Source organism: Bacteroidota bacterium, assembly GCA_018831055.1.
Classification (GTDB): Bacteria; Bacteroidota; Bacteroidia; order Bacteroidales; family B18-G4; genus M55B132.
Genome location: JAHJRE010000030.1, coordinates 15905 through 28948 on the forward strand (window position 1 = coordinate 15905; position 13044 = coordinate 28948).

General features: G+C 35.5%; 9 protein-coding genes. All 9 read left to right on the plus strand.

The genetic code is table 11. The features are described from left to right. Positions 1-15: 15 nt before the first annotated feature. The 9 genes from KKA81_02120 to rodA all read left to right on the plus strand — a co-directional run bounded on the left by KKA81_02120 (position 16) and on the right by rodA (position 12956). Entirely contained in the window at positions 16-477 is a 462-nt protein-coding gene (locus tag KKA81_02120) for an ATP-binding protein (protein MBU2649706.1), read from the plus strand. 30 nt (positions 478-507) lie between these two features. Beyond that, positions 508-936, plus strand: a complete 429-nt coding sequence (gene ybeY / locus KKA81_02125; protein MBU2649707.1) for an rRNA maturation RNase YbeY — start codon at positions 508-510, stop codon at positions 934-936. A 33-nt stretch (positions 937-969) separates the two neighbouring features. Further along, a complete protein-coding gene (gene mnmG / locus KKA81_02130; GenBank protein MBU2649708.1) occupies positions 970-2841 on the plus strand; it encodes a tRNA uridine-5-carboxymethylaminomethyl(34) synthesis enzyme MnmG in 1872 nt (623 codons plus the stop codon). Positions 2842-2852: 11 nt separating this feature from the next. Beyond that, a complete protein-coding gene (locus tag KKA81_02135) occupies positions 2853-3752 on the plus strand; it encodes a class I SAM-dependent methyltransferase (GenBank protein ID MBU2649709.1) in 900 nt (299 codons plus the stop codon). A 1381-nt stretch (positions 3753-5133) separates the two neighbouring features. Then, entirely contained in the window at positions 5134-7764 is a 2631-nt protein-coding gene (locus tag KKA81_02140; GenBank protein MBU2649710.1) for a HAMP domain-containing histidine kinase, read from the plus strand. A gap of 123 nt (positions 7765-7887) precedes the next feature. Next, positions 7888-9381, plus strand: coding sequence for an oligosaccharide flippase family protein (locus KKA81_02145; protein MBU2649711.1), 1494 nt, complete (start codon positions 7888-7890; stop codon positions 9379-9381). 10 nt (positions 9382-9391) lie between these two features. After that, a complete protein-coding gene (gene dut, locus KKA81_02150) occupies positions 9392-9826 on the plus strand; it encodes a dUTP diphosphatase (GenBank protein MBU2649712.1) in 435 nt (144 codons plus the stop codon). A 53-nt stretch (positions 9827-9879) separates the two neighbouring features. After that, complete coding sequence (gene mrdA, locus KKA81_02155; protein ID MBU2649713.1) at positions 9880-11700, plus strand: penicillin-binding protein 2; 1821 nt, start codon at positions 9880-9882, stop codon at positions 11698-11700. Next, positions 11697-12956: a rod shape-determining protein RodA gene (gene rodA / locus KKA81_02160; GenBank protein ID MBU2649714.1), complete on the plus strand. Its 1260-nt coding sequence runs from the start codon at positions 11697-11699 to the stop codon at positions 12954-12956. The genes mrdA and rodA overlap by 4 nt, the downstream gene beginning before the upstream one ends. Positions 12957-13044: the final 88 nt, after the last annotated feature.

Below are 13044 nucleotides of genomic sequence, written 5' to 3' on the forward strand. Positions count from 1 at the left end.
TGCTCTTTTACCCATATGGAAAAATTAAAAATTAACTCAAATCTTAAGAACATTACGATCATTGAAAGGTTTGTTGAGGAGATCAGTGAAAAATATCATTTACAGGATACACATTATGGTAATATCCTGGTTTGCCTTACAGAAGCTTTTTGCAATGCCGTAATACATGGTAACGAAAACGATCCGGAAAAATTCGTTACTGTTCATTTTGATCCTTTGCAAAGAGGTATTTCTTTTAAGATTTCTGATGAAGGAAAGGGATTTGATCCCGATAAGGTTGGGAATCCTATTACAGATGATCCTGAAAAAGGAAGAGGATTATTTCTTATTCAAACCTTATCTGATGAAGTTAATATTTCTGACCATGGTCGTTGTATAGAAATGGTTTTTGACATTGAAGGAATAGGTCAGAAAACTATGGATCAAAGAAAAAATCTTTTCAATCAGTATTATAACAAGATCAAGCACAAGGCCTGATTATATTCTCTTTGACTTTTGCGGTTTACCATGGGTAAAACGATACATTTTTTTTCAGAAAACACAAGATATCAACCGTCCCATAAGACGGTACTTAGAAAATGGATAACAGATTGCCTGTCGAATGAGGGTTTTGAGGCAGGTACCATTAACATTATCTTCTGTAATGATGATTTTCTTTATGACATGAATGTTAAGTATCTTTCTCATCACACCTTAACAGATATCATTACATTTTCTTATTCTGAAAACCCCAAAATCACAGTTGGAGATATTTATATCAGTATAGAAAGGGCCCGTGAAAATGCCGGTATTTATAGGGTAAGGCTATACAATGAAGTTTGCAGGTTAATCATACATGGGATACTTCATCTTGCAGGATATAGTGATAAGGAGCCTGGGGAAAAAACTGTGATGACATCAAAAGAAGATTATTATCTATCTTTGCTTCCCAATTAGCTTTGGATTTTGTTCCACGTGAAACCGGTTTCCATGTTACAGGATTACGACATCATTGTTGTAGGTGCAGGTCATGCAGGATGTGAAGCAGCTGCAGCCGCTGCCAACTTAGGTTCAAGGGTATTATTAATTACCATGAACATGATGAATATGGCACAAATGTCATGTAATCCTGCAATGGGAGGTATTGCAAAAGGCCAGATTATCCGGGAAATCGATGCGATGGGTGGATTATCAGGGATTGTTACAGATAAGACCATGATCCAATTTCGCATGCTGAACAAATCTAAGGGACCAGCAATGTGGAGTCCAAGAGCCCAAAACGACAGGATACTATTTTCCATAGAATGGAGACGTCAGCTTGAGCAGATACCAAATCTTGACTTTTTTCAGGATATGGTCATTGGAATAAAAGTTGATGAAATGAAGCTTAAAGGTGTTTACACGGCTATGGGTCATTTTATTGCATCACGAGCTGTTATCCTGACCAACGGTACATTTCTTAATGGGATAATTCATATTGGTCAGAAAAAAATCTCCGGAGGAAGGATAGGAGAGGGGCCATCATCCGGTTTAACCGAACAATTACAAACCCTGGGCTTTGATTCTTCCAGGATGAAAACAGGTACACCGGTTAGAATCGATGGCAGGACAATTGATTTTTCCAGATTAGAAGAGCAAAAGGGAGATGAATTCCCAGGTAAGTTTTCATTCACGGATACACCATCTTTGAAGCACCAGAGAAGCTGTTATCTCGCCTATACTTCAAAGAAAGTACACGACATACTGCGGACCGGTTTTAACGAATCTCCTATGTTCACTGGTCGTATTTCCGGTATCGGTCCACGTTATTGTCCATCAATTGAAGATAAAATCGACCGTTTCTGGCAAAAAGAAAGTCATCAGTTATTCGTCGAACCAGAAGGATGGGACACCGTAGAATACTATTTAAATGGCTTTTCTTCTTCTCTCCCGGATCACATACAATTGAAAGCATTACAAGAAATTGAAGGTTTTGAAAACGCAAAGATCTTCCGTCCGGGTTATGCTATCGAATATGACTATTTTCCACCAACGCAGCTACATTATACGTTAGAAACAAAAATTATTGAAAATCTCTATTTTGCCGGTCAGATCAATGGAACAACCGGCTATGAAGAAGCAGCAGCCCAGGGTCTAATTGCCGGTATCAATGCCCATCAAAAACTATATAGTCATTCAGCCTTCTTATTAAACAGATCCGACGCTTACATAGGCGTTCTTATCGACGATCTTATAACAAAAGGTGTTGATGAACCATACAGAATGTTTACTTCCAGGGCAGAATATCGCATCCTTTTACGTCAGGATAATGCGGACCTAAGGCTAACTCCGATCGCACATAAAATTCAGCTTGCTTCGAAAGAAAGAATGGAAAGGGTTAACGTTAAATCAGGCTATATTGAAGATATAATCGACTTTTGCCGAAAAACCAGCATTGATCCATCAGACATAAATCCTTTGCTTGAAAACAATGAAACATCGGTTCTAAAGCAAAAAATTAAAATTTCACAGCTTCTTGTCAGGCCTTTTATTTCTTTTGAAAAACTCAGAAAACATATCCCAGCCCTGAATTCCTTTCTTACCAAAGCAATAAACAACGATGCTGAAAGCATTGAAGAAGCGGAAATTCTCATAAAATACAACAGCTATATCCGAAAAGAACAGGAAATGGCAGATAAACTTATTCGCCTGGATGATATAGAACTTAAATCCGATTTTGATTACTTTTCACTCGAATCTTTGTCGTTTGAGGCAAGGGAGAAACTCAGCAAAATAAAACCCAGAACCATTGGTCAGGCATCAAGGATAAGCGGTGTATCTCCTTCTGATATTTCCGTTTTATTGGTCTACTTAGGTCGCTAAAAATGTTCCACGTGAAACAGGATAATTATACCACAACCTCAATATGTACAATGTGTGGCAAAAAAGATGTTACTCATTACATATCCACCAAAGATTACTTTTTAACACATGAATCATTTGATCTTGTTCAATGTTCTCACTGTGGTCTTATCAGAACAAATCCTTTTCCCGATAGTTCTTCAATGAATTCATATTACGTATCAAAAGATTATGTTTCTCATTCTGATGATACTCAAGGATTCGTTAATTCTCTATATGCAATTGTCAAAAAATACTCTCTTAAGAAGAAATTTCAACTTATTAAAAAGCATTCCGATGGGAAAACACTCATTGATTATGGATGTGGATCAGGAGACCTAGTAAATTATGCCTTATCATATGGTTGGAAAGCCATGGGCTATGATTCTTCTAAAATTGCCCGTGAAGCTTCGTTCAAGAAATACGGAATTGATATCCAACATCCTGATAAATTAATGGATTTACCTCCTACATCTATTGATACCATAACACTTTGGCATGTTTTAGAACATGTTGAAAATCCAGCCTCATTGCTTTCTACTTTCAGAAATATTTTAAAGGATAAAGGATGCCTGTTTATTGCAGTCCCAAATGTCAATTCCTACGATGCAAGATTTTATAAATCATTTTGGGCAGCTTTAGACGTTCCCAGGCATTTATATCATTTCAACCTTAACACTCTCACCAGGTTTTGCGAAAAAGAGGGCTTCAAAATCATACAATCAAAAGGCATGATCTTCGATTCCTTTTATGTAAGCCTCCTTAGTGAAAAATACCTTAATAGCCGAATTAAATATCTTCGCTCACCTATTATTGGTTTGATATCCAATTCTCTTGCATTTTTTAATCATAAAAATTATTCCTCTATTTTGGTAATTCTTCAAAAACAGTAATCCGTCTTTGTGTCGGTAAGGGAAAACAAATTGTTACAGGTTACAGGTTGCAGGTTGCAAGATCACGAACCATTTTTATTAAAATCTTGCCTACAATATAAAACCGAAAAACAATACAATTTTTTCATTCTTTCAGATAATCAGCTCACTCTTTTCCTGTAATCTGGATCGTGTAACCTGCTACTTTTCCTTATTCAATCCTGCTACTCAAAAAAACTAATTCCAGGCCCGCTGTTGCAACTTATACCTCTTATAATATAAAACCCTAACTTTATAGCGATCATTAAAATATAGGCTTCTTTTGGCATAATATTAGTAGTCTGAATTTCAAATCATTATAACAATGAGGTTATTTCAAAACAAAATATTGTTCATTTCTCTACTGATTTTGATAATTACAATTATTTTTCTTTTCCTTTACTATAAGTTTTCCAGTAACCTTTCCTGTAAAAAAACACTATATCACTTTGAACAGGTATATAGTAATCAACAAAAACTTCTTGAAGAATATTCCAATAGATTAATTAAACATCCAGATAGTTTATCATTTGCTACAGACGATTTTATTGTTACAATAGATAATACACATCCTTCATTATTGTTCTTTCTTTACAGAAACGATTCTCTTATCTTTTGGACCAACAATTCGGTTAATCCTACCGATTATAATCTTCCTGAAAATGAAACTGTTATACTCAGATTGCCGAATGCTTACTACCAGGCTATTTCTCTCGTTAATGGTCCATACAAGCTGATTGGTTTAAACCTGATCCGCTATTCTTATCCTTATAATAATTCACATCTGGTAAATAGTTTCAATCCTGCATATGACTTGAGTCCTGGTATAAGATTGGAGCATATTCCGGATTCTCTTCAACAATCACCGTTTGTTTTCAAATCCATCACACCCGAAGAAACTCCTATATCAAATTTTTCATCATCCAGCTTGAGAACGTTGTTCTTACTCTTCCTGCTGATATTTTCATTACTTCTTATTCTTATATACCACATTTATCAAAGAATACCACTATCACTAAAATTTCCCATGCTTTCCACGATTTTTCTAATAATCGACATCTTGTTGCTTAGAATTTTTGTCTATTATATTAGATTTCCATCTCATTTATTCGAATCAGATTTCTTTACGCCTTTTTTCTATGGCTCTACTGTGTTCTTTAACTCTATAGGCGATCTTGTTCTAAACTCAATTACAATTTTTGCAATATCATATACCATCTTTTCCAGATTCTCCTTGATCATAAAAAACCATAATGGATCCTATTCGATTTTTACTTCATTTAGCATCTTTCTCCACTTTTTCATCTTCTTCAAATTAATACATCTTTTAGTACAAAGCCTTATCCTGGATTCAAACTTTTCAATGGATTTAACCAATGTTGTTTCTTTAAGTTTTCCAGCATATCTGAGTATCATATCTTTAATACTAGTTTTAGTTTCTTACACATTGATATCATATAAATTATTTGACAAATTATTTCCCTTGTTTGCAAATAATCCTCCAAGGTTTTTCCTTTCGTTCTTTAGTGCTGCCCTGCTATTCCTGGTATTTGTTTATCTGCGTTCAAAAAGTTATGAATTAACGATCATACCAGTAATTTTCATTTTTCTTTTACTATTCATTAAAAAATACCTTAAAACGTATCATTCAATCCTATCTGTCACTATACTAATTATATTCTTTTCAGCTGTTTCTTCCTTTCTTCTGAGAAAATCAACAATAGAAAAAGAATCACAATACCGGTCTATTTTAGCGCTACAGCTCTCCCGAACATCTGATCCAGTGACTGAGTATACTTTTCTAACTTTTGAAGACAATATTACCAAAGACACTATTATTAAAAACTATTTAGCACAGTATAAATCGACAAATCAGGATATTATAAATAATTATCTGAAATACAACTATTTTGATAAAATCTTCCCTGGTTATAATGTTTTCCTTACCATTTGTAACCAAGGCAATATTTTAAACATTCAACCAGATAACTATTTAATATTGTGTGAAGATTACTTTCTGTCTCAAATCTTAAATTATTGTGATACAACACCTTCATCTTTTCTTTTTCGCTACCATATCAGTCATACATACAGCTACCTGGTAAAATTGCCATATATCATAATGGTAAATGACAGCATTTCTACTTTCACGATTTATGCGGAAGCCTATTACAATTCCTATCCTGATGAAGGCCTGGGTTATCCTGAATTACTTGTAGAAGAAGGGAATATATCGTATCCTGATCTTTCAGATTATTCTTATGCGCGCTATTATCAAAACAATCTCTTTTATAAATTCGGAAATGTATCTTACAGGCATAAGTTAACTCCCGTGAATTTATCCAACTCCAGTTTCGAATATGATGGTAACATACATTACTATTTTGAATTAGCAGATCAAAATGTTATTCTTTTGAGTAAAGAGAAGCCTACTTTTCTTGATAAAATTTCTCCCTTTTCCTTTCTTTTTCTGACTATTTCTATTATTGTACTCATATTTGTTACAATATTTAACATCATTCCATCGGGCTCGTTTAACGGGATAAACCTTCGTAATCGCTTTCAGGTTATGATCATAATCCTTCTTATTTTTGTTTTCTTATTCATAGGCGCAATATCTATAACTTTCATTATCCGTTTCAATAATGATAAAAATCATGACATTCTTGAGGAGAAAACATTTTCTGTTTTAACGGAACTGGAACATAAGCTCTCATCTGAACCTGTTTTAACAGATTCTCTTTCTGATTATCTTTCGACACTACTTACAAAATTTTCTCAGGTTTTCTTTTCTGATATAAATCTTTATGATTTATCAGGAAATCTCTTAGCTACATCTAGACCTGGTATCTTCAGCAAGGGCCTAACTTCAGAGCTAATGGATCCAGGTGCATACAGAGCTATTTTCTTTGAAAACAAAATACTTCACATTCAACATGAATGCATAGGTCACTATGATTATCTATCAGCTTATGTTCCTTTCAGAAATTCAAATAACGAGATCTCTGCCATTGTAAACCTACCATATTTTGCCAGACAAACGGAATTACGTAGTGAGATATCATCTTTTCTTTCTACCTATATTAACATATATATTCTATTTATCATTTTGTCTATGCTTATCTCCCTGCTTGTATCAAGATATGTGACACGACCTCTTCAATTGTTGAAAACCAAATTAGCACAACTTTCGTTGAAAAATGAGAATGAAAAGATAGTATGGTCAGCAAAGGATGAGATTGGAACACTTGTAGCAGAATATAACCGAATGGTCGACGAATTGGAGAAAAATGCTTTATTTTTAGCTCAATCGGAAAGAGAAAACGCATGGAGGGAAATGGCACGACAGGTGGCACATGAAATTAAAAATCCACTCACTCCCATGAAATTAAGTGTTCAGGCACTTTTAAAATCATGGAACGACAAATCCCCCGATTTTCCAGATAGATTAAAACGTTTTACCGATACAATTACTGAACAAATCGATTCTCTGTCATATATTGCAGTGCAATTTTCCAATCTTTATAATCTACCGGAACCGAAAAACGAAGAATTTAATCTTTCTTCAGTATTGTTACAGACAGCAGATCTTTTCAAAGACAGCTCAATACAAAATACAAGTATTGCTTGTAAGGTCGAACCCAATTGCATTTTTACAGGAGATAAAAAACTATTTTCCAGAGTCTTTACCAATTTGATTCAAAACTCTGTCCAGGCTTTATCGGATAAAATCGACGGTCAAATAATCATCAAATTATACCTGACACCCACATCAATAATTATTCAAATTAGCGATAATGGACCGGGTATACCTTCCGAAATATCTCACAAAATTTTTCAGCCAAATTTCACAACAAAGTCAGGAGGAATGGGATTGGGTTTAGCTATGGTAAAAAGTATCATCGATTATTATAAGGGAGCCATTTCCTTTAATTCCAGACCGGATAAGGGAACAACGTTTACCATCGAATTACCCGTAAATCCTGCTATATAATAATTCAAAACTTCCCTCATTTAAATCATGTTCCTGATTTGTAATTATTAGCATTATTACAAGATCCTTAGGATTTTTCAATGGCTGAATAAATCGTTTATCTTTGCAATAAACCTATAACCATTGAAACCTCTAAGAATTCTTGCCGGACAGACGATTGTTTACGGACTCGGCACGATCATACCACGACTTCTTAATTATTTATTACTCACACCCTTTTACACAAGAATTTTTATCACAAGTGACTATGGAATCATTACTGAATTATATGCTTATACTGCATTTCTATTCGTGTTAATGACATATGGGATGGAGACTACGTATTTCCGATTTGCAGGAAATTCAGAGAACAAATCAGAAATATTTTCAACTTCAATAAGTTTGCTAGGCATAACTTCATCTATTTTCATATTCCTGGTTTTACTGTTCTCCGGACCTATTTCACAATACATGAATTATCCTGATCATCCGGAGTACATATCAATTATGGCAATAATTATAGGGCTTGACTCATTTCTTGCAATCCCATTTTCCAAGTTGAGACTTGAAAATAAAGCTTTCCGGTTTGCTTACATCAAAATCATAAATATTTCCGTAAATATTTTGTTTAACTTTTGTTTCCTGATTATTTGTCCACATTATTATTCAAATAATCCGTCATCAATAATCACCTTTATTTATGATCCTTCTTTTGGTGTAGGATATGCGTTTTTATCAAATCTAATTGCCACAGCAGTAACATTTTTACTTCTATTACCCGAAATTTTTAAAGCTAAAATAATATTTCAAATAGCTCTTATCAGGAAAATGCTTCTTTACTCATTACCATTGCTTATTGTTGGCTTAGCGGGAATGATAAACGAGGTTTCTGATAAACTGCTTTTTAAGTATCTTGTTAGCATACCTCCTGGTACATCGGACCCTCATAATTATATTATGGCTCAACTGGGTATATATGGAGCGAATTTTAAACTTGCTGTATTAATGACCATTTTCATTCAAATGTTTCGTTATGCCGCCGAACCCTTCTTTTTTTCGCATGCTAAGGATAAAAATTCCGGGTACTTATATGCACTTACGATGAAGTATTTCATCATATTTTGCCTGACTATTTTTTTGCTGGTGACACTATATCTTGATATTTTCAAACTATTTATTGATAAAAGCTATCGTAGCGGGTTAAGTATAGTTCCAGTTGTATTGCTAGCAAATCTTTTTCTGGGAGTTCTATTTAATTTATCCATCTGGTATAAACTTACCGATAAAACTAAATTCGGAGCTCTCATAGCAATTTCGGGAGGATTAATAACCATAATCCTCAATTTTGTACTTGTTCCAGGAATGGGTTATATCGGGGCAGCCTGGGCTCATTTTTTCTGTAATCTATTTATGGTTGTTTTCTCGTTCCTCCTTAGCAGAAAATTCTATCCCATTCCTTATGATTACCTTCACATTTCTCTCTATTCCATTTCAGCGATTACCCTTTATTTTATCAGCAGGATAATATTTCCTGAGCCATCAGAAGGTCAATTAATTATAAACACCATACTTTTCTTTTCTTTCCTTTTAATCATTTTTATATTTGAAAGAAAAAATTTTACAAAACGTTTAATATAAATCAAGCTTAATGAAGATCAATATTGTTAACAAATCGAAGAATCCTTTACCTTCTTATGAAACAGAACATTCAGCCGGAATGGATTTAAGGGCGAATCTTGAAAATCCGTTAACATTACAACCTTTTGAACGGAATCTGATTCCTACTGGCCTATTTATTGAGCTTCCCTCCGGTTATGAAGCACAGATCCGCCCAAGAAGCGGGCTTGCCATCAAACATGGAATTACTCTGGTTAATACACCAGGTACCATTGATGCTGATTACCGTGGCGAAATAAAAATAATATTAATAAACCTGTCACAGGAACCATTTACAATAAACAGCGGCGATCGCATAGCCCAAATGATAATTTCAAGTTACACCCGCGTTCGGTTAACGGAAGTAATGGTTTTAAATGAAACAAAGAGGGGAGAGGGCGGATTTGGTCATTCAGGACTGCGGTAATCTTATTTCCCGATGGTTTATCTTTGCAATTGCATAAATACCGGCAATGATCCATGAAAGTTAAGAGCTATACTTCCAGGCAGTATGTTATCAAAGGCCTTATTATTATTATTGGGCTTTCTTTCATTGTTCGTTTATTCATTTTACAAGTACCCAAAAACTCTTACAAGCTTTCTGCTGAGAACAATGTATTGAGATATATGACCGATTATCCCCCCAGGGGGTTGATTTATGATCGCAACGGCAATCTTTTAGTTTACAATGAACCTGCATATGACCTTATGGTTATACCCGGGCAGTTATCTACATTTGACACCCTGGAATTATGCAACATAATTAAAATATCTCTTAGCGATTTCAGGAACAGACTACAAAAGGCAAAAAAATACAGCCGTTTCAAACCATCTTTGTTTCTTGAGCAGATATCGCGGCAAGACTATGCTTATCTTGCAGAAAAGTTATTTAAATACGAGGGATTTTTCGTTCAGGCTAGAACATTACGAAAATATACAGGAAGCATTGCAGCACATACTTTGGGATATGTAGGTGAAGTAACCCAAAAGGAAATTGACAGGGACGATTATTATCAGTTAGGCGATTATATTGGTAAGAGTGGAATCGAAAAATCGTACGAATCTCTTCTAAGAGGTCAAAAGGGTGTAAGTGTCAAGGTTGTGGACGTTCACAACAGGGAAAAAGGAAAGTTCATGGATGGTTCACTGGATACAGTGTCAGTTCCAGGATCGAATATACAGATCACTATAGATTCAGAACTTCAGCAATATGGTGAAATGCTGATGGAAAACAAGATAGGCAGTATAGTAGCCATAGAACCCTCAAGTGGAGAAATCCTGGCCCTTGTAACAAGTCCATCCTACGACCCGAACCTACTTGTTGGAAGAATACGTAGCATCAATTACGCAGCCTTAGCTTCCGACAGTTTAAACCCATTAATGAACAGAGCGATAATGGGCACATACTCTCCAGGATCCACATTTAAAATTCTCAATGCATTGATTGCCTTGCAGGAAAATGTGTTAACACCTGAAACTCGATATGATTGCCAGGGGCCAGAAACCAGGCCAATCCGATGTTCCCATCATCATGTCACTCCACTGGAGCTTCATGATGCGATTATGCACTCCTGTAATCCATTTTTTTGGAAGACTTTCCGCAGTATAATTACCAACCCCAATTATTCGACAACAAAAGAAGCATATACACAATGGAGAAAATATGCTATTAAGGCAGGATTTGGCACCAAATTTAACACAGACATTCCATTTGAATTAAGCGGAAATATTTCACCTGCTGAATATTATGATAATGTTTATGGTGAGAACCATTGGACAGCTTTGACGATTCGATCGCTATCCATAGGCCAGGGAGAAATTCTTGTAACTCCCTTACAAATGGCTAACTTCGCATGCATTGTGGCTAACTGGGGATACTATTTCCCACCTCATCTCCTCCGAAATATATATGGGACAGAAGGTCCAAACCGTGTTCAATTCAGGCAGAAAACAGCCAACATTGATATGCAATATTTCTCTCCAATAGTTGCTGCAATGAATGACGTAGTAGATGCACCATATGGAACCGCTCACTGGGTAAACATCCCGGATATAAAGATTTGCGGAAAAACCGGAACGGTAGAAAATCCACATGGCAAAGATCACTCGACTTTTATTGCATTTGCACCCAGGGAAAATCCTAAGATTGCTCTTGCTGTTATCGTTGAAAACTCCGGATTCGGTTCTACATGGGCTGCTCCTATAGCCAGCTTGATGATCGAAAAATATTTAACTGGTGAGATAAAAAGAGTCTGGATAGAAGATAGGCTCTTGAATTCAAATCTACTGAACAGGAAATGAGAAGACAGACAAACATATTTGCCAATCTCGACTGGATTACAATCATTCTGTACTTCTTTTTGGTCTTTTTTGGCTGGCTCAATATATATTCAGCGGTTTACAATGATGAATACAGCAGCATTTTCGATATTTCTCAACGCTATGGCAAACAATTGCTTTGGATATTTGCTTCTGTGATTATAATTTTTATTGTTTTATTTCTGGATGTTAAGTTCATTAACGCTTTCTCTTATGTTTTTTACGCAATCGGAATGTTAATCCTACTATTGGTTTTATTTTTCGGAAGAGAAGTGTCTGGTGCTAAATCATGGTTTCATATAGGATCTTTCGGGCTACAGCCATCCGAATTCGCCAAGTTTCTAACAGCTTTGGCATTAGCTCGATATCTCAGTGATTTCAATACAAATATCCGGAAGTTCAAACATCTCTTAACAGCTATAACAATAATTGCCTTACCGGCAGCACTAATCTTTCTTCAAAACGATACAGGATCGGCGCTTGTTTTTCTATCATTTTTCCTTGTTCTGTACCGCGACGGTTTATCAGCCCGTCTGGTAATCACCGGTGTTGTAATATTTATCCTTACAATTACGACCCTGTTCATCAGCATGTTATATATTTTTATTGGATTAGCATTCATTGCCGTTTTATCGCTTTTCTTTATTAAACGAACCTTTTCAAATATTCTGAAAATAATCCTTTTTGCTTCCTTATGTGCGGGATTTTCATTCCTGGTTGATTATTCATTTGAGCACTATTTATCTCCATATCAGCAAAAAAGGATCAATGTTGTCATCGGAAAGGAGCTTGATGTTAAAGGTGCCGGTTACAATGTACATCAATCAAAAATCGCCATTGGTTCCGGGGGATTTTGGGGCAAAGGATATCTTGAAGGAACACAGACCAAATACGATTTTGTTCCGGAACAGGATACAGATTTTATTTTTTGTACAGTTGGAGAAGAACTGGGGTTTGCCGGTAGTTTTGTGATTTTATCTCTCTTCCTTTTATTATTGATCAGATTGATCAATTTAGCGGAAAGGCAAAAGTCAAAGTTTTCCAGAATCTATGGATACGGTGTATTATCGGTGTTGTTATTCCACTTCACAGTAAACATAGGCATGACCATTGGATTGGTGCCTGTGATTGGCATACCATTGCCGTTCTTTAGTTACGGAGGGTCATCCTTATGGGCTTTCACAATTCTCCTTTTTATATTCATACGTTTGGATGCTTTCAGGTCGGAATTGCTCTGATCAACAAAAAATAATATGAGTATCGGGAATCATTAACACAAAGTTACAGGCGACAGGTTGCAAGCGACAACTCATCACTCATCACTCA